This is a genomic window from Acinetobacter tandoii DSM 14970 = CIP 107469, from assembly GCF_000400735.1.
In the GTDB taxonomy this organism is placed as follows: Bacteria; Pseudomonadota; Gammaproteobacteria; order Pseudomonadales; family Moraxellaceae; genus Acinetobacter; species Acinetobacter tandoii.
The window spans coordinates 209,753-232,577 of the sequence record NZ_KE007371.1 but is presented as its reverse complement, the minus strand read 5'-3'; the positions used below and the strand labels follow the sequence as shown (position 1 = coordinate 232,577).

At 41.5% G+C, this 22,825-nt stretch carries 22 protein-coding genes, 3 tRNA genes and 3 pseudogenes; 14 read left to right on the top strand and 14 right to left on the bottom strand.

Annotated elements, in window-relative coordinates; all coding sequences use genetic code 11:
- Window positions 1-68 precede the first annotated feature (68 nt).
- The 4 genes and pseudogenes from I593_RS16795 to I593_RS16780 form a co-directional block, all read right to left on the bottom strand.
- Complete coding sequence (locus I593_RS16795) at window positions 69-416, bottom strand: hypothetical protein (RefSeq protein ID WP_051195133.1); 348 nt, start codon at window positions 414-416, stop codon at window positions 69-71.
- A gap of 144 nt (window positions 417-560) precedes the next feature.
- Window positions 561-1,430, bottom strand: a pseudogene (locus I593_RS16790) (IS982 family transposase).
- Window positions 1,431-1,504: 74 nt separating this feature from the next.
- Window positions 1,505-2,680 (bottom strand): annotated as a pseudogene (locus I593_RS16785) (tyrosine-type recombinase/integrase).
- A 180-nt stretch (window positions 2,681-2,860) separates the two neighbouring features.
- A tRNA-Ser gene (locus I593_RS16780) sits at window positions 2,861-2,951 on the bottom strand.
- Between the two features lie 121 nt (window positions 2,952-3,072).
- On the opposite strand from I593_RS16780, the gene I593_RS16775 reads away from it, so the two are divergent.
- On the top strand, window positions 3,073-4,950 hold the full coding sequence (locus I593_RS16775) for a potassium transporter Kup (protein WP_016168760.1): 1,878 nt from the start codon (window positions 3,073-3,075) through the stop codon (window positions 4,948-4,950).
- A 94-nt stretch (window positions 4,951-5,044) separates the two neighbouring features.
- Here I593_RS16775 and I593_RS16770 read toward each other — a convergent pair whose 3' ends face one another.
- Window positions 5,045-5,506, bottom strand: coding sequence for a hypothetical protein (locus I593_RS16770; RefSeq protein WP_016168759.1), 462 nt, complete (start codon window positions 5,504-5,506; stop codon window positions 5,045-5,047).
- 250 nt (window positions 5,507-5,756) lie between these two features.
- Here I593_RS16770 and I593_RS16765 point away from each other — a divergent pair, with 250 nt between their 5' ends.
- Together I593_RS16765 and I593_RS16760 are read left to right on the top strand one after the other, a co-directional pair.
- On the top strand, window positions 5,757-6,833 hold the full coding sequence (locus I593_RS16765) for a DNA/RNA non-specific endonuclease (protein WP_026440939.1): 1,077 nt from the start codon (window positions 5,757-5,759) through the stop codon (window positions 6,831-6,833).
- 41 nt (window positions 6,834-6,874) lie between these two features.
- Complete coding sequence (locus I593_RS16760; RefSeq protein ID WP_016168757.1) at window positions 6,875-7,120, top strand: hypothetical protein; 246 nt, start codon at window positions 6,875-6,877, stop codon at window positions 7,118-7,120.
- Between the two features lie 51 nt (window positions 7,121-7,171).
- Here the strand turns inward: I593_RS16760 and aqpZ are convergent.
- Together aqpZ and I593_RS16750 are read right to left on the bottom strand one after the other, a co-directional pair.
- Window positions 7,172-7,860, bottom strand: a pseudogene (gene aqpZ / locus I593_RS16755) (aquaporin Z).
- A 126-nt stretch (window positions 7,861-7,986) separates the two neighbouring features.
- A complete protein-coding gene (locus I593_RS16750; RefSeq protein WP_026440940.1) occupies window positions 7,987-8,994 on the bottom strand; it encodes an AraC family transcriptional regulator in 1,008 nt (335 codons plus the stop codon).
- Window positions 8,995-9,076: 82 nt separating this feature from the next.
- Here I593_RS16750 and I593_RS16745 point away from each other — a divergent pair, with 82 nt between their 5' ends.
- Window positions 9,077-9,745, top strand: a complete 669-nt coding sequence (locus I593_RS16745) for a sterol desaturase family protein (protein WP_016168754.1) — start codon at window positions 9,077-9,079, stop codon at window positions 9,743-9,745.
- A 153-nt stretch (window positions 9,746-9,898) separates the two neighbouring features.
- Here I593_RS16745 and hisF read toward each other — a convergent pair whose 3' ends face one another.
- Entirely contained in the window at window positions 9,899-10,657 is a 759-nt protein-coding gene (hisF, locus tag I593_RS16740) for an imidazole glycerol phosphate synthase subunit HisF (protein ID WP_016168753.1), read from the bottom strand.
- Window positions 10,658-10,770: 113 nt separating this feature from the next.
- On the opposite strand from hisF, the gene I593_RS16735 reads away from it, so the two are divergent.
- Genes I593_RS16735 through I593_RS16725 form a run of 3 tightly spaced genes read left to right on the top strand, consistent with a single transcriptional unit; the run spans window position 10,771 to window position 12,768 of the window.
- Complete coding sequence (locus I593_RS16735; RefSeq protein ID WP_016168752.1) at window positions 10,771-11,721, top strand: homoserine kinase; 951 nt, start codon at window positions 10,771-10,773, stop codon at window positions 11,719-11,721.
- A 14-nt stretch (window positions 11,722-11,735) separates the two neighbouring features.
- Window positions 11,736-12,350: a DUF1294 domain-containing protein gene (locus tag I593_RS16730; protein WP_016168751.1), complete on the top strand. Its 615-nt coding sequence runs from the start codon at window positions 11,736-11,738 to the stop codon at window positions 12,348-12,350.
- A gap of 31 nt (window positions 12,351-12,381) precedes the next feature.
- Window positions 12,382-12,768: a DUF4870 family protein gene (locus I593_RS16725; protein ID WP_016168750.1), complete on the top strand. Its 387-nt coding sequence runs from the start codon at window positions 12,382-12,384 to the stop codon at window positions 12,766-12,768.
- A 415-nt stretch (window positions 12,769-13,183) separates the two neighbouring features.
- Here I593_RS16725 and I593_RS16720 read toward each other — a convergent pair whose 3' ends face one another.
- Window positions 13,184-13,543: a COG3415 family protein gene (locus I593_RS16720; RefSeq protein WP_016168749.1), complete on the bottom strand. Its 360-nt coding sequence runs from the start codon at window positions 13,541-13,543 to the stop codon at window positions 13,184-13,186.
- A 97-nt stretch (window positions 13,544-13,640) separates the two neighbouring features.
- Here I593_RS16720 and I593_RS16715 point away from each other — a divergent pair, with 97 nt between their 5' ends.
- Complete coding sequence (locus I593_RS16715) at window positions 13,641-14,972, top strand: APC family permease (RefSeq protein ID WP_016168748.1); 1,332 nt, start codon at window positions 13,641-13,643, stop codon at window positions 14,970-14,972.
- 72 nt (window positions 14,973-15,044) lie between these two features.
- Window positions 15,045-16,457 carry an NAD(P)/FAD-dependent oxidoreductase gene (locus I593_RS16710; RefSeq protein ID WP_026440941.1) on the top strand — a complete coding sequence of 471 codons (1,413 nt, stop codon included), beginning with the start codon at window positions 15,045-15,047 and terminating at the stop codon, window positions 16,455-16,457.
- 65 nt (window positions 16,458-16,522) lie between these two features.
- Here I593_RS16710 and I593_RS16705 read toward each other — a convergent pair whose 3' ends face one another.
- Window positions 16,523-17,422, bottom strand: coding sequence for a DMT family transporter (locus I593_RS16705; RefSeq protein WP_016168746.1), 900 nt, complete (start codon window positions 17,420-17,422; stop codon window positions 16,523-16,525).
- Between the two features lie 98 nt (window positions 17,423-17,520).
- Here I593_RS16705 and I593_RS16700 point away from each other — a divergent pair, with 98 nt between their 5' ends.
- A complete protein-coding gene (locus tag I593_RS16700; RefSeq protein ID WP_016168745.1) occupies window positions 17,521-18,069 on the top strand; it encodes a helix-turn-helix domain-containing protein in 549 nt (182 codons plus the stop codon).
- A 72-nt stretch (window positions 18,070-18,141) separates the two neighbouring features.
- Here the strand turns inward: I593_RS16700 and hisA are convergent, their stop codons facing one another.
- The 4 genes from hisA to hisB form a co-directional block, all read right to left on the bottom strand.
- Window positions 18,142-18,873 (bottom strand): 1-(5-phosphoribosyl)-5-[(5-phosphoribosylamino)methylideneamino]imidazole-4-carboxamide isomerase, encoded by a 732-nt coding sequence (gene hisA, locus I593_RS16695; RefSeq protein ID WP_016168744.1) that lies wholly within the window; start codon window positions 18,871-18,873, stop codon window positions 18,142-18,144.
- 85 nt (window positions 18,874-18,958) lie between these two features.
- A complete protein-coding gene (locus I593_RS16690) occupies window positions 18,959-19,591 on the bottom strand; it encodes a 3'-5' exonuclease (RefSeq protein ID WP_016168743.1) in 633 nt (210 codons plus the stop codon).
- A 103-nt stretch (window positions 19,592-19,694) separates the two neighbouring features.
- The gene (gene hisH / locus I593_RS16685; protein ID WP_016168742.1) at window positions 19,695-20,312 is read right to left on the bottom strand and encodes an imidazole glycerol phosphate synthase subunit HisH; all 618 of its coding nucleotides are present in this window, start codon (window positions 20,310-20,312) and stop codon (window positions 19,695-19,697) included.
- On the bottom strand, window positions 20,312-20,905 hold the full coding sequence (gene hisB / locus I593_RS16680; RefSeq protein ID WP_016168741.1) for an imidazoleglycerol-phosphate dehydratase HisB: 594 nt from the start codon (window positions 20,903-20,905) through the stop codon (window positions 20,312-20,314). The genes hisH and hisB overlap by 1 nt, the downstream gene beginning before the upstream one ends.
- Window positions 20,906-21,001: 96 nt before the next feature.
- On the opposite strand from hisB, the gene I593_RS16675 reads away from it, so the two are divergent.
- The 4 genes from I593_RS16675 to I593_RS16660 all read left to right on the top strand — a co-directional run bounded on the left by I593_RS16675 (window position 21,002) and on the right by I593_RS16660 (window position 22,759).
- Window positions 21,002-21,385, top strand: a complete 384-nt coding sequence (locus I593_RS16675) for a GNAT family N-acetyltransferase (RefSeq protein WP_016168740.1) — start codon at window positions 21,002-21,004, stop codon at window positions 21,383-21,385.
- Window positions 21,386-21,605: 220 nt separating this feature from the next.
- Window positions 21,606-21,681: transfer RNA gene (locus I593_RS16670), tRNA-Phe, on the top strand.
- A gap of 138 nt (window positions 21,682-21,819) precedes the next feature.
- Window positions 21,820-21,895, top strand: a tRNA-Phe gene (locus tag I593_RS16665).
- Between the two features lie 111 nt (window positions 21,896-22,006).
- Window positions 22,007-22,759: a class I SAM-dependent methyltransferase gene (locus tag I593_RS16660; protein WP_016168739.1), complete on the top strand. Its 753-nt coding sequence runs from the start codon at window positions 22,007-22,009 to the stop codon at window positions 22,757-22,759.
- Window positions 22,760-22,825: the final 66 nt, after the last annotated feature.

Below are 22,825 nucleotides of genomic sequence, written 5' to 3'. Positions count from 1 at the left end.
TTATAAAAAATGGAACTTACACAAAATAATTTACAGGCTCTACTTACACAAAATTTAGAACAGTCCCGTTATTTATAATTTTTATCTAACCATTTCTTTATTGAAGCAATATTTTTTAAATTAAACTTCATATATTCATCTGAAACGCCATCTAATCCTGAACTATTACTACCTAAAATATCGGTAATAGATTTTACACTTATCTTATTATTCTTGTATATTTCATACAAATTAATAGTATATAAAGTACCAGTAGGTTGAGGATAGCAACAATATTTTTCTGAATATGGTTCTATTAAAATAGGAGGCCTATTTATTTTCTTGTAGACCCTAACAGCAATTAATTTCACTCCTTCGCCATTTCCAATCCGACTATTTACTTTACTAACACTTTTTTTTATATCATGTGTAATCAAAGAGCTTTCAACGAATTGATTATCAGGAGATAAGTCACAGTTTTTTGATATAAATTCACTATCATTTTTAGAAAAAAACTTAATTTAACATTATCTTTCTGACAGGATTTGGAATCATCATTATTTGCATAACCCGAATCCTGTTTAAGCCGATGTTTCCATAAGACGAATCATTGGCTTATTTTGATGACAAAGTTGATAAGCGCACAGAGAAGCATAAATGCCTGTCAAATAACCTGTAATACTCCGTGCTTTGCTCGTGACTAAGTTGTATGTCCCTTTTAGCAAGCTGAATAATGTTTCTATTTTATTACGTTGTTTTAAGTGGTAGTGATCCGCTTTTGATAATTTAATCGCTTGCATGTTTTTACGATGATAGGTCATCAAATCAATACCTTGATCTTTAAGCCTGCTCTTAAGCTCATGACTAATATAGCCACGATCAGCATACAATTTGGCTATGATTCCCTTAACTAGTTGCTCCACCATTTTGATATCTGCTGTATGTCAATTGGATAAAACCGTATTTACTATTCCACCTGATTGATTCATCAGCAAATGCAGCTTACAGCCAAAGAACCAACCCATTGAGCTTTTTCCAAGTGTTGCAATAGCCGATAAAGACTTATGACGTTGTATTCGCTGATTTTTACAGACAGGTAATATGGTTGAATCAATCCATAAATAATTGCTTTGCTGATCTTTCATCAAAGCAAAATGTAGAGCATGTAAAGCCAGTTGATGTGTATTCATTAGATGAATCATGCGTTGATAACACGATAGATGTTTAAATAGATGGCTATTGTTATATTTTAACGCTGTAAAGAATGCTTTGAAATTATTGAAATGAGAGCACTTATACCAAATTGCAATAAAGGTAATTTCAGAAATACTGAGCTGAGCAGACCGACATCTTAGGCGTTGAAAGTTCTGTTTTAGAAATTTCCAATAAGTTGCTTCAAATTTAAGAAAGAAATCATCAATTATGCAGAATAATTCGGTACTATTGAACATCAGGACTAGAGCTTTAAGTTTGGTGTGGTAACTCAACTGATGGCTCTAGTCTTTCTCTTTTTCAAGTCAATTTCTTATCCACGATTCAGGTTACGTAAGCTATCAATAAAATTAGCCCATTCTTGCATCATCTTTGTTCTGTACTCAAGGTGTTGTGCATGGTTATACGCTTGAGAGACAGCATTACCAACCGTATGTGCTAGCTGTATCTCAATTGCATCATGCATATAGCTTTGTTCATGTAATGTTGTTGATGCAAGCCCCCGAAAGCCATGCCCCGTCATTTTTCCTGTATATCCCATAGTGCGAATGGCACTTAACAGAGCATTATTACTTAGTGGTTTTGCCGTACTGTGATTATAGAAAACAAATTGCTTATTTCCTGTGAGAGGTTGTAGGCCTTTAATGAGCTCAATAGCTTGTCGTGATAGAGGAACAATATGAGGTAGAGCCATTTTCATCTTATATGCTGGAATTCTCCATAAATGATTATCAAAATCAATTTCATTCCACTCCATGTTAATGAGTTCGGCAGTTCTCACAAATGTTAGAGTCATAAACTGTAAAGCTGTCTTAACAAGGATATTGCCGTGATAATGATCCATTCTTTCTAAGAAAGGTGGGAATTCAGAAATATCTAAACGAGCCATATGTTTCACTTTACGTGGCTTGAGAGCTTCTTGAAGGTGAGGGGTCGGATCATTCTCAATTAACCCTTTACGAATCGCATAACGGAAAATACGTCCAGCCAAAGGAATAGATCGTTTAGCCATCTCCTGAGCACCACGTGCTTCAATTTGCTTAGCGCAAGCAAGGATATCTTTCCCTTTAATCTGATCAATAGGCATATGTCCTAACGCAGGAAAAAGGTCTTTTTCAAATACAGATAGGTCACGTAAATATGTACCTTCTTTAATAACAGCCTTACGATCCTCCATCCATTCCATAGCAAGTGCTTTGAAAAGAATGCTTTCATCGACTTGTTGTTTCTTTTGCTTTTTCTCTTAATTGGGATTAATCCCATCTTTAAGCTTTAACCTTGCTTCATCTCTAGCACGGCGAGCCTGTGCAAGCGTAGTTTCAGGGTATGTACCAATACTGAAGATATTCTCTTTTCCATTCAAACGAAACTTCATTCGCCAATGCATTCCTCCAGAAGGAGTGACCTCTAGATACATGCCTTTTTCATCAGAGTATTTAGTTTTCTTTTCTAAAGGTTTTATTTTTCTGACTTGAGCATCTGTAAGCATGACAATAAATCCACAGAATTGGGGGTATAATTTTAGGGGTAAAATATTATACCCCCAGTTATACCCCCAACTACATCAAGCTTGCAATAGATTAAGTAGATTGTATGAGACGTAAAAAAAGCTTAAACCCTTTAGATTTAAGCCTTTTTAGACCTTATGAGATTCCATAAGAATTGAATTTGGCGGTGAAAGAGGGATTCGAACCCTCGAAACGCTATAAACGTTTACACACTTTCCAGGCGTGCTCCTTCAGCCACTCGGACACTTCACCATGGCGGAGGATAATATCGAAAAACATAGCCATCGACAAGGTGAAACAATTGAATTCGAGCAAAAGTTTTAGCTCAATGATATGATTCGCAAAAATAGTGTCGATAATTGAAGACAAGCTTATGCAAAGTTCTGCAAAAAAAGCCGCATTGCCTGCGATTACCTTGGCAGCATTAGGGGTTGTGTTTGGGGATATTGGAACCAGCCCACTCTACGCATTAAAAGAATCTTTCCATGCCGCGCATGGATTAGGGATTAATCCTGAGAATGTTTTGGGTATTTTGTCGATTATCTTTTGGACAATGACATTGGTCATTACCATCAAATATGTCGCAATTGTCATGCGTGCAGACAACAATGGGGAGGGTGGCATTATGGCGTTGCTTGCCCTAAACCTGCGTAATACCAATTTTAGTGATCGCAAAAAATTATTGTTAATCGCGATTGGCTTTATTGGGGCTTCCTTGTTTTTTGGTGACGGGATTATTACCCCTGCCATTTCAGTGTTGTCAGCAGTAGAGGGTTTGTCCATCGCGACGGATGCACTTGATCCTTATATTGTGCCCATTGCGATTAGTATCGTGACCGCTTTGTTTGTGATGCAAAAATATGGCACAGCTTTTGTTGGTAAGTTTTTTGGCCCTTTGACCTTATTATGGTTTTTTGCCCTTGGACTATTAGGTATCTCTAGCATTATTCAAACCCCTTTGGTTTTGGGGATGCTGAGTCCACACTGGGCTATTCACTTTATTGTATCTAATCCACTCATGGCATTCTTTATCATGGGTGCGGTCGTGTTAACCGTAACGGGTGGTGAAGCTTTATATGCCGATATGGGACACTTTGGTCCTGTTCCAATCCGTTTAGCATGGTTTGTTGTGGTTTTACCTTGTTTATTGCTTAACTATGCAGGGCAAGGCGCATTATTACTGCGTGACCCAAATGCCATTGAAAATCCATTCTATTTATTGGTACCAGAATGGGCGTTGTACCCAATGATTTTCTTGGCAACTATGGCTGCTGTTATTGCATCTCAAGCAGTCATTTCAGGGGTGTTCTCTTTGGCACGCCAAGCCATTCAATTGGGGTATTTGCCGCGTTTAAGCATTAAGCACACCTCCGATTCGGAACAGGGGCAGATTTACGTACCTTTACTCAACTGGATTTTGCTCGCAGCGATTATTGTTTTAATTCTAATTTTCCAAACCAGTTCGCGTTTATCCCATGCTTACGGTTTGGCCGTGACCATGACCATGCTCTGCGATACCTTATTGATTGCAGTTTTCATACGTTACACATGGAAATGGAGTAAGCCAAAACTAGCATTACTGATTACACCATTTCTATTGCTGGATTTGGTCTTGGTGAGTGCCACTTCGCTAAAAGTTCTGTCAGGTGGTTGGGTGCCATTATTGATTGGCGGAATTGCATTTATGTTGTTAATGACGTGGAAAGATGGTCGTGAACTCACTTTTTCCAAGCTACAACAAGATACACTTCCGCTCGATTTATTTGTGCAGAGTATTGGTGAGCAGGCAAACTGGGTCGAAGGAGAAGCCGTCTTTCTGACAGGGACTCCAACAGTTGTGCCACATGCCATGTTACACAACATGAAGCACAATAAGGTTTTACATCAAAAGAACATCATTCTGACAGTAAAAATTCAGGATGTGCCTTATGTTACCGATCAAGATCGATTCCACGTGGAAACCATGAATCAGCATTTTTATCGCGTTGAATTGTTCTACGGCTTTAAAGATGAAATGAATATTCCAATGGCGTTGGAAGCAGTCTATCAAGCGATAGGACTCGAATATAACTTAATGCAAATCAGCTTCTTTGTTTCGCGTGAACGTATTATTAGTACTGTTGGAGATGGCTTGGCGCCGTGGCGTGAAAAGCTGTTTATTTCGATGCAGCGCAATACCAGTCCTGTCAGTGACTTTTACCAAATTCCACCGAATCGTGTAGTGGAATTGGGAAGCCAAATTGAAATCTAATGATTTCATTCTTTCATCAGTCTAAGTGCTAAAAAAACCAAGGCATTGTCCTTGGTTTTTTTATGCAGATTGAAATATTTTAGAGTGATATGCCTTATTGTGAAACTTCAGATGAAGCTTCAGCAGGCATCTGTTCTGAAGGGTTTTGCATAGGCTGCGCTTCAAGATTTTGCTCAGATTGTGGCAGATGATTATTTGTGACGTCTATATCTGGACTATTGATTGGCTGACTCGCGGAAGAGCTTAATTGTGGTGCTGGGGAAATGGCTTGATTAGGTGCGGCTGCGGATGCATCCTCGATACTATTCGGAGTTACGCTCATATTGGATGCTGTAGGATTATTCTCGGTATTGAGCAAACGTACTTGTCCAGATTGTATTAAGTCTTGAATGGATCCTGGTTGTCCATTAATCGTGGTGCTAATTTTGGCTTGTGACAAACTTTCTAGCGTTTCACCTGCCTGTACTGCAGGTTCTGCAAATGCGTTGACGCTGCTGAAACCGAGTAATAATCCAGAAGCTAAAACTGTTGCTGAAATTAAATTATGTGAAGACATCATGACTCCGTGATTTATTGTGACCATTCGTTGTGCCATTACCTTGGCACATACAAAATCCAACTGACAATTGAATCTACCCAATTGCATCGATAAGCTACTTAAACACCTGATGAAACCAGACAATTTGTTACAACCTTCACTTGCTTGTCACGATTTTGTTGAATTGTTAAACGATCAGTCACATCTAGATATACTTCTACAGAAGGGCTTTGTTAAGCTCCTGCAAAATCAGTCGTTTGATAAAGTAATGGCCAGTAAAAAACGTAGTTCAAAGCAATCCTTTCCTTGGTTTTTTAATCAGCACAGTTCAAAAGTGGTGTTGGGAGTGGTTGCCGCAGGGAGTTTTGCCATTGCCTTTGGACAAGAGCGAATTAGCCAGTTTTTGTCTTTACCGAGTGCATCAAACTCGGCCTGTCTAGATCAGTTTTATCGGGATGTTCCCCCTTATTTAAATAAGGAAAGCCTCCAAAAGCAGAGCTATGCTTTGTGTTTTAATGGCTTTAATGTCATGTATTCTGGGGTGTCTAAAACGCCACTATGGGTGGCAGAAGCTTTAACGCCTGCGCGCTTAAGCCAGAAAATTCCACGTGAAGACAGTTTCCATGAAGAAGAGCGGATTCCAGCACAATATCGTGCCACTTTGTCGGATTATCGTGGCTCTGGCTATGACCGAGGTCATATGGCTCCGAATGCCGATATGCCGAATAAAACCTCACAGTTTGACAGTTTTTCTCTGGCCAATATGGTGCCGCAAGCACCTAAAAACAATCAGGAAGTGTGGCGTAAACTGGAAGAAGCGACACGTGCCATTGTGACCAAACACCAGACTGAGGTGTATGTGGTGTCAGGTCCAACTTTTACCAGTAAAAAATTAAAAGTGATTGGACAAGGGGTTATCGTGCCAACTGCCGTGTATAAGGCGGTGTATATTCCAAAAACGGGTGCAATCGGGGTGTATTACGCGCCGAACAATAATTCACAAGAAGTGAAAATTGTCAGTGTATGTTATTTGGAAGAACAAATTGGTGTGAATGTATTCCCCCAATTGACTGAAGATCAAAAGCGAAATACCTATCAGTTGCCACTGACTGCAAATGCAGTCAAAGCAAAACAAGAAATTGCCTATTCGCATTGGGATGCAGAGAGTCAGTGTGCAGAAGATGTATCCGCAGAACAGATCAAAACTGCACAACAAAGCTTTAGTTCAGGTAGCAGTAAATCTACTACAAGTTCGAAGCCAAGTTTAGATGCAGAGACACAGGATGCCATTGTGAAACAGTTGATTGAAGCGTTGTTGCAGTATATGTTGCAATTGGTGAAGTAGAAAAATACCTATCCATTTGAAGTATTGGCTTCGAGGTGATTATGTTTAAACCCTTTGAAAATGACACCGAATCACATGCAATTCATGATTTAACCTTAGAAAATCAATGTGATCGAGTCAATATTTATGGCAATTTGCAAATAGGCAAAGATCAGGCAGGTTTAGCGGCTGCAAAAGCTTTGCAGGCTTATTTAAATGCGATTGTGGCAAAGTTGGAAGCAGAAGCAGATTTGCCAGAACAAATCATTAATGCTGCGACCCAGGAAGTTGAAAATCCATTTTTATAAATATTCAATCTTCAAAAAGCCAGTCGATCTTAAGATCGACTGGCTTTATTTTTAAGGGGCGGTTTTACTTCGCGCAACAAATTTATAAATTGAACTGCCGATGACCGCACCTAGAATTGGAGCAAGCCAGAATAACCACAGTTGTCGCAATGCTTCAGTTTCTGCGAATAGTGCGACCCCTGTGCTGCGAGCGGGATTCACCGAGGTATTGGTGACAGGGATACTGATTAAATGAATGAGGGTGAGAGCTAAACCAATGGCAATTGGAGCAAAACCTACAGGTGCACGTTTATCAGTAGCTCCCATAATAATAATCAGGAAAAATGCCGTCAGTACTACTTCAATAAGTAGTGCTGAAAGTAGGCCATACTTTCCAGGGGAAAGTTCTGCATAACCATTACTGGCGAAAGCACCTGTACCTGTAAAACCAGCTTGTCCTTGCACAATCAGGAACAGGACAAAAGCCGCTAGAATCGCACCAATGACTTGAGCTGCAATATAGGGCAAAAGGTCTTTACCATCGAAGCGTTGTCCAACCCATAAGCCAACACTGACGGCGGGGTTGAAATGTCCGCCAGAGATATGCCCAAAAGTATAAGCACCCGTTAAGACAGTTAAACCAAAGGCGAGGGCAACCCCCGCAAAACCAATGCCAAGTTCAGGAAATGCCGCGGCAAAGATTGCACTACCACAGCCACCAAACAAAATGTGCCGAGAAATTCGGCTAGATATTTATTCATCTTCATCTCCAGTGTTATTCGTTATGATGAATTTTTGTTCTAAAGCACGACAGTCTATCTTTAACGAAAAATATAAAATGACTCAATGTGAAGATGATTAAAAAATGTGCTTATTCTTATAAATGCTTATATTACTTGAAGATATAGTTTACGAAACTGCTGCGGTGTTTGCCCTGTCCAGAGTTTAAACGCACGTTGAAAAGCACTTTGTTCGGAATAACTCAAAAGTAGGGCAATCTCTTGTAAGCTGAGATGGGGGTCCTGTAAGTATTGCTCTGCGAGCATTTGGCGGACTTGTTGAGTACGTTGTTGATAATTACTGCCTTGAGCCTGTAAATAACGTTGCAGTTGTCGCACAGAAACATTGAGCTGTTGGGCAATTAGCTCGATTTGGTATTGGTTTTTCTGTAGACCCGTCAGGATGGCTTGCTGGAGACGTTGATCTAACTGGGTCGAATGTGGCAATTGCTTTAATAGTGCCTGTGCCTGTTGCATTAATAATTGTTGCAAGGTGTGGTCACCTTGTTGCAAGGGTTTATTTAATTCGGCAACTGGGAGCAAGACCTGCGTGACAGGTTGTGAAAATCGCACTTTACAATGAAAAAACTGTTCATAGCATCGGCTATTTTTCGGAGCAGCATGACGGAAATGTACTTCATGGAGTTGAATAGGATGAGTAGTCATATTCTGATTTAAGAACTGCACCATTAAGGCAATCGCAATTTCGTCGGTGAGTTGCGTGGTCAGATGTTGGGGTAATTCACCCCAGCGGATGGCAAGGTAATCAGTAGATAGATCAATTTGCAGTGGACTACCATCATAAATCAGACGATGAAAGTCATGATAACGGTTGAGTGCTTCGCCCAAAGTGTCACAGGCGAGGGCGAGATAAGCCAGAATGCCCAAATGTTTTGTTTGTACATAGGTGGAGATTTCTAAACCGAGGGCGGGGCGAGGCACTTGTTGCTGTAATTCATTCAATAACTCATGCCAAATACGATAATCAAAGCGTTCAAGGTTTTGCACTTTCAGCAATTGCGGCTGAATGACAAGACCTTGGGCTTGACTATAAGCATACAGTAGGTGTCCCAGTCCACCATAGACGGAGCCTGTATAATCATTCAAGGTAAGCATCATCTGTTTTTTGTTGTCGTGATTTGTCAATATTTATCACATTCAGTTTTCTATATTCAAGTTATGAATGGAGAAATAAATTATGTGGAAAGGATTTTTAGCAGGATTGGTCGTTGCAAATGGTTTTGAATGGGTGGCGCATAAATATGTGTTACATGGTACTCATCGTGCAGGTCAGCCTCGTTATAGCCCAGTGCCTTTAAGTATGAAATCGCATTGGGAGCATCATCGAGAGGTGCGTAAACAGCAATTTTATGATGATAGCTATGTGGAAGGTTTGCCACATTGGCGTACCAAAAATGAAGTGATGTCATTAGTGGTTGCTGCAGGGGTGAGCAGTGCCTTGTTTTATCCTATTTCAAAAGGGATGGCAGCCGCTGCAGTATATAGTGCCTGTAATTATTTTTATATCCATCGTCGAGCGCATCTGGAACCTGAATGGGCCATGAAGAAAATACCGTGGCATTATGATCATCATATGAATGCCAATCAGGATGCTAACTGGTGTGTGACTAAGCCATGGTTTGATTATTTGTTGGGCACACGAGTGATTTCGGCTGCGAATTTGCAAGAGCAGAATCCATTAGGTATTGCCTTGCCACAAGTGCTTGCCAAGCGATTGAATCAAGTGGCGCAACGTTATTTCCCTGCCAAATGGGTGGAGAAAAACAATAGGGCGACGGGGTTAGAGTTAAAAACTGAAGTAAATGAAGCTGTACAGCAGCAAGATTCTGTCGCAATGGCTCAATGATCTTGGCAGCAATTATCATGCTTAATGATATTTAAAATTGTTTTATTGGCTGCTTGATTTGTTAGGCGCCATTAAGAAGCGTTTTTATGCAGGATCGGTATATAAAAAAGAGCACTCTAGGCGCTCTTTTAGATCATTAAATACCTGCTCTGCTTACAGGCGCATTTCAATGCCTTGTGCTGCCAAATATTGCTTCGCTTCAGGAATAGTATGCTGTCCAAAGTGGAAAATGGATGCTGCCAGTACTGCATCGGCACCACCTTTTAAAATTCCATCTGCCAAATGTTGCAATGTTCCTACACCACCAGAAGCAATGGTTGGAATGGTCACGCGGTCATTAATGGCACGCATCAGCCCAAGGTCATAGCCTGCTTTGGTCCCATCGGCATCCATCGAGGTAATCAGTAATTCACCTGCACCGTAGTCCGCCATTTTCACCGCCCATTCAATCGCATCAATCCCAGTTTCTTTACGACCGCCGTGGGTGAAAATTTCCCATTTGTTTTCTGCAGTTTTTTTCGCATCAATCGCAACCACAATACATTGTGCGCCAAAGCGTTGGGATGCTTCTTGGACAAACTCAGGGTTATAAATGGCTGCGGAGTTAATGCTGACTTTATCTGCGCCCGCATTTAATAATAAGCGAATATCTTCGACTTTACGGACACCACCACCGACTGTAAGCGGAACAAACACGCTTTCTGCCATACGTTCTACTGTACGGTAAGTGGTGTCGCGTCCATGATGTGTAGCAGTAATATCAAGGAAGGTAATTTCATCGGCACCTTGTTCGTTATAGCGACGGGCAACTTCAACAGGGTCACCTGCATCACGAATATCAAGGAACTGTACACCTTTCACCACACGACCGTTGTCGACGTCGAGACAAGGAATAATACGTTTAGCTAGCATAATTTTTTCCAATAATTACAGCCGATTATGAAACTCACCTACACAAGCGCTACACCTTGGTAGATTGAAACGGTATTCTATCAAACTTATGTAAGATTTTTCGCAGGTTTTCTATGTCGGTTTATACCACTTTGACTTTAAAGGAAGTTCAGGACTTCGCAGCCCCTTATGGATTAGAGGTGATTGACCTGATTCCCATTCAAGGAGGTATTCAAAATACAAACTATTTTCTGGTCTGTGAAGACCAAAGCCAATATGTATTAACCGTATTTGAAGAGATGGATGAACATGGTGCGGGTGAAATTGTGCCTGTATTGGAACATTTAGGACAGCAAGGTCTAGCTGTGCCTGTGCCGTTAAAACATTCAGGACAAGCCATTCACTTTATTAAACAAAAGCCTGCCCAAATTGCACCGCGTTTAATGGGTAAACATCCGATGCCAGCCTCTGTGGCACAGGTGGAAGCGATTGCGGTAGCACAAGCGAAAATGCATGTGGCCTTGCAGGATTTTCCACTTGAACGTGCCCAATACCGTAACCATCAATACTGGCGTCAGGTGTCGCGTGAAATTAAACCGACACTGAATGCTGCGGATACTGCATTACTGAATGAATTGCTCGGTTTGTATGATGCCATGACTGCAGTTTATCCAGACCGACCAAAAGGTTTTATTCATTCGGACCTGTTCCGTGACAATACCTTATTTGAAGGGGAGCAACTCAAAGGCATTCTCGATTTTTACGAATTGAACAAAGATGAGTTGTTGTTTGACATCGCCATTACCCTAAATGATTTCTGTACTGAATATCCAGATGTGCATTTAGATGAAGAAAAAGCCTTGGCCTTCCTTACCGCCTATCAAACGGTTCGTCCTCTCACAGAAGATGAGAAAGCCTGTTTGGAGCTTTATTTAGCGATGGCAGCAGGGCGTTTCTGGATGATGCGATTACAAGTAGCTCAGAAAAATGCCGCTGAAGGGCGTACAGGTGATGACATTTTGCAGAAAAATCCTTTAGAAATGCGTAATATGCTGATTGAACGCTTAAAGTTTGTAAATGGTTAAACAAGGAAGATCACATGCGAGATCAGGGACGCTTGGTAGAATGGTTTGATGATAAAGGCTACGGCTTTATTCAACCCAATGATACCAATAAAGAGCGGGTGTTCTTACATATTAAGGACTTCGCACGACCTGGTCCGCGTCCAATTGTTGGCTGTGCTCTGGAATATATGGTCTTGTTGGATGGTCAGGGGCGCTTTCGGGCACAACAGGTCACTTATTTAAAAGCTTCACAAACAGGTCTGAAGCCCAAAGCCAAGCCGATTCCGCCACAAAAGCATTCCGTGATGCAACTGGCATGTATGGCGTACTTTGTGGTTTTGGCCGTTCTGGTGATTGCGGGACTACTGAGTGGTTTGGTGTTGTTATTGATTTGTTTAATGAATGCAGCCAGTTATTGGTTTTATGCACAAGATAAAGAAGCCGCGCAATTGGGCGGGCGTCGTGTACCTGAACAGACGCTACATATTTTGGCTTTTTTGGGTGGATGGCCAGCGGCATGGTTAGCCCAGCAAAAGCTGCGACATAAAACACAAAAACAACCTTTTAGAAAGGTGTATTTCTGTACTATAGCCTTAAATCTATTACTTATTTTATGGCTGATCTCTCCTTTAAATAGTTTGCCCATCTAAAGGAGAGTGTTTCAACAATAAGGGGAGAAAAATGAATAAACCCATAGATCAAGATCCTAATCGTAGCTTAACGCTGGTGTTATACGTCCTTTACATCATTGCGATTTTTACTGGCGGCTTATTGGCACTCATTGCCTTGATTATTAATTATGTCAAACTGAATGATGTTCGTGGCTCTATCTTCGAAAGCCACTTTCTCTGGCAAATCCGCAGCTTCTGGTGGTATTTGTTTTGGAACGTGATTGCATTTGTGCCGTTCTTTTTCTTGTTCTTTACGGGGAATAACCCTGACTTATTTGCGGGTGTTGCTTTGGGCAGTACCATCTTTTGTATTGGCATGATTGCACTATCATGGATTTGGATTGTCTATCGTGCCATTCGCGGCATTATCACTTTAAATGATAATCAGCCTATTTAAAATTTCTGGTCAATGATGAGTCGAGAGTTTTCGATTTGGCTTGAAGTAAAATGAAATCTAAAATGAAAAAGAGTGGCGTTTGCCACTCTTTTTTTTGCCCGGTTCTGAGACCCAGTGCACCACTGCTTGGCAGTATTGTGCCCCAAGCTGGGCTTTTTTGACATGAAAATGTGACATGATCGTTTTAAAGTTATGAAATTGTTATTAAATATTTTACTTTTTTAATAATTGAAATTTACGTTTTTATATTAATAAATTTACTTTTTTAATAATTAAAATTTACATTTTTTTATTTTAAAGTTTATATTTTTAATAATTATATTTTACATTTTTAATAAATTAACTTTACATATATGTACATTTATTTAATTAAATATGTAAGCTTAATTTATTTAAAAAATAGCCTAAAATTTGATTAACAATAGAAGCGACCACGACGTCTACGCAAGCCCAAAACATGGATTGCACGGACCAAAACGGCATACGAAACCGTATAGCCAAACTCCTGTTCAAAAAGCGGAACTAGATCACTAATATTCTGAAATTTTGTTTTTTTAACAAATACTTGGAAGCTATTCCAGTCCTTGATATGATTTGGTGCACCACGCTTTTCACTCGGCTTGGGGACAAGATCTCCGGTTTCTTCTTCAAGCTTGATCCAAGCATCGAGGGTGACACGGGAAATGTTAAATTGTTTGCATACCGCTACTTTGTAGTCGGTTATCTTGTAGGCTTGAATTGCAGCTTTACGTAGTTCAATAGAGTATCTAGGCATTAACTTGTCTCATTTTAAAATAAGATTTTTTATATTATATGGCATAGTTGTTGCAAAAAAATAATTAAGTTAAATAAAATATGTAAATGGAGTTTAAATGAAAAGAACAGAGGTTTCTTTAAGATCATTGTCCTTGTGGCAAGTCATTATTATTGGTGTAGCGTACATGACCCCTATGGTGGTATTCGATACCTTTGGTATCGTCTCGGGGGTGACTGAAGGTCGAGTACCACTCGCCTACATATTGGCGCTATTTGCGATGCTCTTAACGGCGTTTAGTTACGCACGTTTCAGTCGAATCAGTGAAGATTCGGGTTCAGCTTATAATTACACCGCCCAGTCCTGCGGAGCAAAAGCAGGTTTCTTTGTGGGTTGGTGTTCATTGCTGGATTATATTTTGTTACCTTTGGTGAATGCTTTACTGGCAGGCATTTATTTAGAAGCCGTGATTCCCAGTGTACCGTATTGGGTTTGGGTCGCTTTGTTCACTGGCATCGTGACGCTGATTAACTGCTTCCGCATTAATATCTTGGCAAATTTAAGTCTGCTTTTTGTCTTTCTGCCACTGTTGCTCATGGTGGTGTTTATTTATTTGGTTATTCAGGGCGTGGGTTCAGAACAAGGTTATGCCCATGTATTGACCTTAGCCCCTTTATTTAACGGAGATACCACGGTTATACCTTTGATTGCGGGTGCATCTATTCTGTGTTTTTCATTTTTGGGTTTCGATGCCGTAACCACATTGGCCCATGAAACCAAAGATCCGAAAAAGAATATTCCACGTGCGGTGTTGCTTACGACGTTGGTGGGCGGTGTCATTTTCTTCACGGCTTCATGGTTTATTCAATTGTATTTCCCAAGCAATGTTCGCTTTAACAAGCCAGATGAAGCCTTGCCTGAAATCGTACTGTATGTGGGAGGTGCTTTATTCCAAGCGGTTTTCTTGTGCGCCCAAATTATGAATACCTTTGCTTCAGGCTTGGCAACCCATGCTAGCGCGTCACGTTTAATTCATATCATGGCCAAAGATGGCATTTTTCCCAAAGCAACCTTTGGGCAACTGCATGCAAAATTAGGCACGCCGCTGTATGCCGTATTGACCATTGGACTAATTTCACTGTCTGCCATTTTTCTTGAGTTGGCAACGGTAGTGAGCATGATTAGTTTTGGAGCTTTAATTGCCTTTACCGCAGTGAATTTCTCGGTCTTTGTCAAATTCTATTTGCGCGACAAACAAACGCAACGCATGAAGAACAAATTTTTTAACCTGATTCTGCCACTTTTATCGGTAATGGTCATGATTGGACTCTGGGTGAATTTAGAGCGTAATGCCTTGATCTTTGGATGTTCTTGGTTGGCTGTCGGTATTGGCTTATTTATCTATAAAAAACTGAAAAGACAAAATATTGTGATCGAAAATGCTTATTAGACCTGACCTGAAAATAAAGTAAATGAGAGTGTGAATGACATGAAGATAAATAAACCAATCTTTGAAAATGACATGAAGATAAATAAACCAATCTTTGAAAATGACGTGGAGTATAGGGCCAGTCATGCTTTACACAGTGGCAAAGAGTGGAATTGGCTTAATCCGAAGCGGGGCGAGTTTAGTCATCCTGCAAATTACTATGAAAGTTCATTAAAAACATGGCATCAATTTGCGTCTTTAAATGCCGATATGGTCTGTGATGTTTTAGTTATTGGTGGGGGATTATTGGGTGCATCTACCGCTTTGCATTTGGCAGAGCAAGGTGTAGACGCCGTACTGGTCGAAAAAAACCGTATCGGCAGTGCTGCATCCGGGCGTAATGGGGGACAACTGACTCCCGGCTTGGCACGTTGGGAAGCCGAAACCATGGTAGAGCATTTCAGTTTTGAAGATGCCAAAAGGTTATGGCATTTCACGTCCACCGAAGCCATGGCGTTAATTGATGGTATCAGTGAAAAATATGAGTTGGAATTGCAACGCAAACGCGGTCATATTACGGCTGCGGTACACCCTGGGCATTTAGATGCTTTACGCGCAGGGATGCAAGCACGTGAGTATTTGCAAGAAACTCATACTTCGCTCTTAAATCAGGATGAGTTGTGTGAACATGTCGCTTCTGAACATTATTTCGGTGGTTTGTTGGATCACCTCGGTGGGCACATTCATCCCTTAGCCTTGACCCGTGGTTTGGCGTATGGCTTTTGTCAAAATGGTGGCAAAATTTATGAGCAAACTGAAGTGCAATCCATACAAGAACGTGCCGATGGTATTTATGTCACTACGGCCAATGGGGTCATTAAAGCACGTAAAAGTGTGGTGATGGCCGTGCATCATGCTTCGTTTAAGTTGCTAGAAGAACATAAACAAACCACTATTCCGTTTTATACCTATGTGTGTACTACAGCGCCACTAGAGCTTGATTTAAAAGCATTGCTCCCGACGGATCTCCCTGTCTATGACACACAGTTTCAGATTGACTATTACCGTGGTGTATCGAAGAACCGCTTATTGTTTGGGGGGGAAGGGACAGGCTCATGTTGGGATGCAGCACAAACATATGATTATTTGTTAGGGCGTATTCAACATGTATTTCCGCAACTGAAACAGGTCGAGCTTGATTTTGTTTGGAGTGGAACCACCGATTTAACCGTGAATGGGGCTACGGACAGTCGTAAATTTGGCAATCAATATCCGATTTATGCGGTACAGGGTTGGAGTGGACATGGCGTGGCACAAACGGTAAGGATTGGGAAAGCCATTGCCGATGATTTCTTGGGGCTGTCAGATGATTTTGAAATGCTGACCAAAATTCAACACATGAATATTCCAATGGGTCGTGCATTGGCACCGATTGTGATTCCGATTGCGAAAACTATGTATGGCATTGGCACCATGATGAATTCAGGAAAAATGGTGTCGTTCTAAATAGATCACGTGATGATGAAGTCGATGGAATGAACCCACTGACTTCATCGTTTTGTTTTGGGCGATTAGAGTTGTTCGATTTCTGTTTTGGCTTTCAATCGCTTGGGTTTCCATTCACTGATCAGAATACCAAAGACCACCAATACCCCGCCCAATAAAGCCAAGGGGGCCAAGCGTTCACCTGCAAGGCGTCCAAAAAGTGCAGCCCAAACCGGTTCACCGGCATAAATAATGGCCGCTTGTGAAGGGTCTACCGAACGTTGTGCCCAATTCATGACATATTGAATCAAGGCACTGGTGAGACCCAAACCCATAGCAATACTGAGTAAAGGCCATGAAAAGCTAGGAATGGTATGTTCACCTACCAATGGCATTGAGGCAAAGGCCAGTACAGAAGCCACCGCCAGTTGAATAACTGTCACCCGACCTAAATTTACTTTTGGGGCAAAATAACCAATCAGAATAATTTCCAATGCGATTCCAATTGCACCAAGTAAAGTCACTACCTGACCAAAATTTAAAGTGATTGCATGGAAACCATTACCCGTCAATAAAACCAAGCCTATAAACGCACAAAGCGCGCCAATCCAAATCATAAAATGTGGGGCTTTACGGAAAATTAACCACAATAATACAGGGACTAAGGGCACATACAATGCGGTTAAAAATGCCGACTCACTGCTACTAATGGTTTGTAAACCCACAGTTTGCGTACCATAGCCGATAGTGAGCATACAGCCGATCATACAACCTGCGAATAGGTCTTGCGCAGTAATGTGTTTGAGCTGCCTAAAAGAGAGCAAACCAATAATGGTTGCTGCACAGGCAAAACGACAACCCACAAAAAACATTGGTGAACTAAAATTAAGGGCATATTTCACGGTCAAAAATGTACCGCCCCAAATAAAAGTAATAAGTATCAGGGCAATCACAGGAGCATTGGAGCCAAAACGTGCATTGAACATAGTGATCATTGGAGTTGTGTGCAGTATATTGCACATAGCTTGTCATGCTTTTATTTTTTGTGCAATATATTGCTCAAATTTTTTCTTGAAATGCCATTATGAAGCATCCTGCGGTTTTACAATATGTGAGTCAAAATGTTCGCCATTACCGTAATCTAAAAGGCTTAAGTCAACAGCAATTGGCAGATTTGGCAGGTTTAAGTCGGCGCATGGTGGCAGGGGTGGAAACTGGGCAAGACAATATTAGTCTGGCGAAACTGAGTTTAATTGCCGATGTACTTGAGGTAGATTTTGCCCAGATGATTGCTGCGCCTGAACAACACGGTCAAGCGGTTGTGAATGCGTTGGCATGGCAAGGAACACAAGCCCAAAGTGAAGCAATACTTTTGGCTTCTGTATCTGCCAGCAAAAAGGTAGAGCTCTGGATGTGGACTTTGGCACCCAATGAACAATATTGTGCCGAACCCGACCCAGAAGGCTATCGTGAGATGTTGTATGTGATTGAAGGGGAGCTCACCTTAGATTTGGCAGGTGAAGTGCAAGTACTCCATGCAGGCGAATCGATCGTGTATGCCAGTACGATTGAATACCGTTACATTAATCAGGCCGAAGTTCCGCTCAAATTTATTCGTAATGCGATTTACTAAAGCGAGCATATGGGCTGAATCTAATTTTCAGCGAAAAAAGAGGTCATTTGACCTCTTTTTTATTGCTTAGACTTAAAGCGATTGCTGATCCAATAACAGTTGTGCTTCACGTAAGTTCAATGAACCTTCGTAAATAGCACGACCTGTAATTGCACCTAAAATACCAGGTTGACCTTTTAAGTGACGGACATCATCTAAATTCGTCACACCACCAGAGGCAATCACAGGCAAGCCTGAGTATTGTGCCAAATGAACGGTTTGTTCCACGTTTACACCTTGCATCATGCCATCACGGGCAATATCGGTATACACAATGCTCGATACGCCAGCATCTGCAAAACGTTTTGCGAGATCAGTGGCTTTCACATCTGTCACATTAGCCCAACCATCGGTTGCGACCATACCGTTCATGGCATCAATCCCGACAATGATATGACCAGCAAATTTCTTACATGCTTCTTCGACAAACTCAGGCTCTTTCACCGCTTTGGTGCCAATAATCACAAATGACACGCCTGCATCAAGGTAATGCTCAATGGTTTCCAGTGAACGAATACCGCCACCAATTTGAATTGGCAGCTCAGGTTGTGCTTTGGCAATCGCCTCAACCACAGGTTTATGAATCGGGGTACCCGCAAAAGCACCGTTTAAATCGACCAAATGCAAGCGACGTGCGCCTTCATTAACCCAATGTTGTGCAGTTGCTACAGGGTCATCAGAAAATACGGTATCGTCTTCCATACGGCCTTGTTTTAAACGGACACATTTGCCATCTTTCAGGTCAATTGCAGGGATGATCAGCATGCTTTCGCTCCTTACCCGATCTTTTAGAATTTATTCGCCGCAATCTTAGCAAAGTATTGGCAAATATCTAAGCAAGATGTTGCTTTTATTTCGTTCTATGTTGTGCAGCAGGCAAAGTTATACCTAAACGTTGTAACTCTTGATAAATCAGCACAGGGGCATAGGCATCGGCAGCCGCATATTGGATTTGTGCCGCGCTTAAAGGAAATTTACTCCAGTTTGAGGTGCTGACACTTTTACTTTTTGGAAAATTGACCTGAAACAGCAAGGCCATCGCATTTTTAACACCTACGGGAGTCGTGATGCCAAATGCAGTAAAAGCTTTGGCAAGATCAAGCACTTGATTGAAATGAATGCCTTTTTTACGAAACAGATGGGCATCATTTTTTAAACCAAAGCCAACTTTAAGTTGTTCAGGATTTTCAAAAATTGGAGTTAAAAAGTCCAAAATAGCAGGGCTAATTTGAAAAACATAGGCCTGATCGGCTGTTGCCAATTGAATGACATGCGGCCCCGTCGCAACTTCACCTTTACGAAAGGTGGGTTTAGATTCGGAATCAAAGCCAAACAACGGGGCAGAAAATAGTTCATCTTGCAGAGCATGACACTGTTCGAGCTTGGAAATTAGTTGAATCTGATCGGGTAGCAGATTTTGAAAAACAGGTAATTGCTGAATTTGTTCTTTACTGGGTAGGGGAGAAAGTGAATGCAAGGTCATAGGCGATAGCCATGTAATTCGGCAAGGAGCTAGGCACTATCATCTGGTAAAAATAAAGCCTAGGTCAACTAGGCTTTAAGTGTGGATGCTGAACAGGGTCGTTTTAAATATCCCATTCCACAAAATTTTTCAGCAATTGTAGTCCAGCCGTATGACTTTTTTCTGGATGGAACTGTGTCGCGAACAGGTTTTCTTGATGAATAGCAGTGCAGAATTGAATGCCATAATCACAGGTTGCCGCGACAATATTGCTGTCTTTCGGTTCGACATAGAAACTATGTACGAAGTAGAAACGTGCATCTTGTTCAATATTATTCCACATTGGGTGGCTTGGATCGGCCTGATGCACTTGATTCCAGCCCATGTGAGGTACTTTTAAGCCATCCATGTCTGGAAAGCGTTTGACGGCACCTTCAAAAATGCCGAGTGCATCCGTACCACCATTTTCTTCAGAATGCTGCATCAGTGCCTGCATACCTACGCAAATGGCCAAAACAGGTTTGTTAAATGCGGCTTGACGTACCACTTCATCAATCCCTGCTTCATGCATGCCTTGCATACAGTCTCGCATCGCACCGACACCTGGGAACACAATTTTGTCTGCTTGAGCAATCAGTTTCGGGTCATTGGTGACATCCACCGTAGCACCGACATATTCCAGTGCTTTTGCAGCTGAGTGCAAATTGCCCATGCCATAATCAAGAAGTGCAATACGGGTCATTACAAACTTCCTTTGGTTGACGCAATGGTATTGGCAGCACGAGGATCAACCTCACATGCCATACGCAATGCACGAGCAAATGCTTTGAACACACTTTCAATTTGGTGGTGGCTATTTTTACCCTTAAGGTTGTCAATGTGCACTGTCATGAGGGCATGATTGACGAAACCTTGGAAGAATTCAGAAAATAAATCCACATCAAAACGACCAATCATAGCGCGAGTAAATGGAATATCCATAAATAAACCCGGACGACCAGAAAGATCGACCACCGCACGGCTTAAAGATTCATCAAGTGGCGCATAAAAATGTCCATAACGACGCAAGCCTTTTTTATCACCTAATGCTTGGGCAAAGGCCTGACCTAGCGTAATACCGCAGTCTTCCACCGTGTGGTGATCATCAATTTCTAAGTCGCCATCACAATGGATATCAATATCAAATAGTCCATGCCGCTTGATTTGATCAATCATATGGTCTAAAAAAGGAACTCCAGTGTTTAAAGTGCCTTGACCAGTACCATCGAGATTTAAGCGTACTCGAATTTTGGTTTCGTTGGTATTTCTTACCACTTCACTGATACGTTCTGTCATAGACACGTTCCTCAAAAACGTCAAAAATGATTGATGTAAAATGTTTTTCGCCGTGACGAAATCACCGCATATTAGATTGCTCAGGAGGGTTTATCAATGCCTATTACCGTACATGCTTATACTTCACTAGAAAATGAAGAAATGCGCAGCCAGCTTGAGCGACTGTATGACACCAGCCCAGAATTTGGTGATGGGCAAGATGCGATAGAACAACTTGAACAAAACTTAGCTCAGTATACCCTAGTTTACACCGCAGAATTTAATACTAAAGTGATAGGTGCGATTTGGTGTACAGGGCAGGGTGAAAGTAAGACGCTGGAGTATATTGTGGTGCATCCTGCGAATCGTGGTCGTGGCGTTGCAGAACGCTTGGTCGCAGAAGTTTGCCGTATGGAAGAGGCCAAAGGGGTGAAAATATTTGAACCAGGTTGTGGAGCGATCCATCGCTGTTTAGCCCATTTAAATAAATTACCTAGCTAAACAGAATTAATCATGAAGCAGTAATCGGGTTGCATCTGTATAGATTGAATAAAAGGGCAGCATTGATGCTGCCTTTTTATATGTAAACCTGAATGGTGTATGAGAATGGGTGTAGTTTATGGCGATAACTCAAAATTTGTTGAAAAACCCATCATTTGATACAAAATTTGTAAAAATGTGCTTGACGCTTGTGGCTTAAACCGCTTTAATACGCCCCATCGGCGTGATAGCTCAGTAGGTAGAGCAACGGATTGAAAATCCGTGTGTCCCCAGTTCGATCCTGGGTCTCGCCACCATATATTTTAAAACCGTATTTGTATTTTCAATCCCTGATCCCATCAGGGATTTTTTTTGGCTGAAAAATATCCGATTGATCAAAAAGTTATGGATTAGGATTGACTAATCCGCTGAGATGAGGCTTAATACACGGCATCGGCGTGATAGCTCAGTAGGTAGAGCAACGGATTGAAAATCCGTGTGTCCCCAGTTCGATCCTGGGTCTCGCCACCATATTCAAAAAACCCTTAAACATTGTTTAAGGGTTTTTTTATGCACAAAAAAAGTTGTGCTCTGTACAATCATGACTAAATTTAAAATAAAAATGGCGGGGAGCGAGGGGCAATGGCCAAGGATTTATTTTCTGCAAACAGTGAATTGTATCAACAAGCACGTCCTCAATATTCGACAGAAATTCTTGATGCCATTTTGACTTATGTGCCCGAACGGGCATTGGCTTGGGATTGTGGGGCCGGTTCGGGCCAATTTACCCAGTTAGTTGCACCTCATTTTGCGCAGGTGCTCGCGACAGACTTAAGCGAGCAGCAGCTTCAACAGGCTCCTGTCTTTGCCAATGTGCGTTATTTACAAGCCACAGCGGAACACAGCCCTTGTACGTCTGCGTCAGTGGATTTGGTTTGTGTGGCGCAAGCCATTCACTGGTTCGATTTTACGACCTTCTATGCTGAGGTAAAGCGTGTATTGAAACCAGAGGGTGTACTTGCCGTGGTTGGCTATGGTCTGATTCAATTGCAGGATGCTGAATTGCAGCATGCCTTACAGCAGCTCTATTTCAAAACGCTACAAGGTTATTGGGATCCAGAGCGGCGTTATATTGATGAGCATTATCAAACCATTCCTTTTCCTTTTCAGGAGTTGGCTGTTCCTGCTTTGGCCTTACGCTATACATGGAGCAGTATGCAACTGTTACAGTATTTAGCGACATGGTCAGGCGTACAACACTATCAGCGACAGCACCAGCAAGACCCGTTGCAGAATATACGTCAGTGCTTAGTAGCAAAGGGAAATCCTACAGTGAAGCTGAGTTTTCCTGTCTTGTTACGGGTAGGGCGTCAATTTGCGAGTGATGTTGCCTAAATGGCCGTTTTACGTGGAAACAACTGTTTAATTATTTATAGAGTTTTAAAATAAAAAGGGTAGAAA

Bases quoted from the DNA above. Each gene is read 5' to 3' on its own strand.
- I593_RS16775 (WP_016168760.1), top strand. From the start codon at position 3,073: ATGCAAAGTTCTGCAAAAAAAGCCGCATTGCCTGCGATTACCTTGGCA.
- I593_RS16770 (WP_016168759.1), bottom strand. From the start codon at position 5,506: ATGTCTTCACATAATTTAATTTCAGCAACAGTTTTAGCTTCTGGATTA.
- I593_RS16765 (WP_026440939.1), top strand. From the start codon at position 5,757: ATGGCCAGTAAAAAACGTAGTTCAAAGCAATCCTTTCCTTGGTTTTTT.
- I593_RS16760 (WP_016168757.1), top strand. From the start codon at position 6,875: ATGTTTAAACCCTTTGAAAATGACACCGAATCACATGCAATTCATGAT.
- I593_RS16750 (WP_026440940.1), bottom strand. From the start codon at position 8,994: ATGCTTACCTTGAATGATTATACAGGCTCCGTCTATGGTGGACTGGGA.
- I593_RS16745 (WP_016168754.1), top strand. From the start codon at position 9,077: ATGTGGAAAGGATTTTTAGCAGGATTGGTCGTTGCAAATGGTTTTGAA.
- hisF (WP_016168753.1), bottom strand. From the start codon at position 10,657: ATGCTAGCTAAACGTATTATTCCTTGTCTCGACGTCGACAACGGTCGT.
- I593_RS16735 (WP_016168752.1), top strand. From the start codon at position 10,771: ATGTCGGTTTATACCACTTTGACTTTAAAGGAAGTTCAGGACTTCGCA.
- I593_RS16730 (WP_016168751.1), top strand. From the start codon at position 11,736: ATGCGAGATCAGGGACGCTTGGTAGAATGGTTTGATGATAAAGGCTAC.
- I593_RS16725 (WP_016168750.1), top strand. From the start codon at position 12,382: ATGAATAAACCCATAGATCAAGATCCTAATCGTAGCTTAACGCTGGTG.
- I593_RS16720 (WP_016168749.1), bottom strand. From the start codon at position 13,543: ATGCCTAGATACTCTATTGAACTACGTAAAGCTGCAATTCAAGCCTAC.
- I593_RS16715 (WP_016168748.1), top strand. From the start codon at position 13,641: ATGAAAAGAACAGAGGTTTCTTTAAGATCATTGTCCTTGTGGCAAGTC.
- I593_RS16710 (WP_026440941.1), top strand. From the start codon at position 15,045: ATGAAGATAAATAAACCAATCTTTGAAAATGACGTGGAGTATAGGGCC.
- I593_RS16705 (WP_016168746.1), bottom strand. From the start codon at position 17,422: ATGTTCAATGCACGTTTTGGCTCCAATGCTCCTGTGATTGCCCTGATA.
- I593_RS16700 (WP_016168745.1), top strand. From the start codon at position 17,521: ATGAAGCATCCTGCGGTTTTACAATATGTGAGTCAAAATGTTCGCCAT.
- hisA (WP_016168744.1), bottom strand. From the start codon at position 18,873: ATGCTGATCATCCCTGCAATTGACCTGAAAGATGGCAAATGTGTCCGT.
- I593_RS16690 (WP_016168743.1), bottom strand. From the start codon at position 19,591: ATGACCTTGCATTCACTTTCTCCCCTACCCAGTAAAGAACAAATTCAG.
- hisH (WP_016168742.1), bottom strand. From the start codon at position 20,312: ATGACCCGTATTGCACTTCTTGATTATGGCATGGGCAATTTGCACTCA.
- hisB (WP_016168741.1), bottom strand. From the start codon at position 20,905: ATGACAGAACGTATCAGTGAAGTGGTAAGAAATACCAACGAAACCAAA.
- I593_RS16675 (WP_016168740.1), top strand. From the start codon at position 21,002: ATGCCTATTACCGTACATGCTTATACTTCACTAGAAAATGAAGAAATG.
- I593_RS16660 (WP_016168739.1), top strand. From the start codon at position 22,007: ATGGCCAAGGATTTATTTTCTGCAAACAGTGAATTGTATCAACAAGCA.